This is a genomic window from Verminephrobacter aporrectodeae subsp. tuberculatae At4, from assembly GCF_000193225.1.
GTDB classification, from domain to species: Bacteria; Pseudomonadota; Gammaproteobacteria; order Burkholderiales; family Burkholderiaceae_C; genus Acidovorax; species Acidovorax aporrectodeae.
In genome coordinates, this window is record NZ_AFAL01000886.1 from 1 (window position 1) to 309 (window position 309).

Sequence of the window (309 nt, forward strand, 5' to 3'; positions counted from 1 at the left end):
AAGGTCCTGATGCCCTACGAGCTGGAGATGCGCGCGTCCTGCGGACCGCCTGCGCGCTGAGCGGGCAACGGCCCCAGGGCTTGCGCAAAGCGTGCGAGCATGGCCTGTCCGACGGGCGTCGGGCGCAGGGCGGGAGACCGGTCGTGCACGCCGATTCCCGCCCGCGCAGCGAACAGGCGCTTGCCGTAGCACAGCAGGTTTTCCAGGCCCTGCATCACGAAGACGGTGGCCGGCAGCATCCGGGCGTATTCGTATTCCGCCTGCGCTGCGTCGCCGCGGCGCCAGGCCGCGTAGGCGCGCACGGCGTAG

The 309-nt window shown here is 71.5% G+C and carries 1 pseudogene; it reads right to left on the minus strand.

Annotated elements, in window-relative coordinates:
- Positions 1-14: 14 nt before the first annotated feature.
- Positions 15-309: pseudogene (locus VTU_RS29725) on the minus strand (hypothetical protein); the annotation flags it as partial.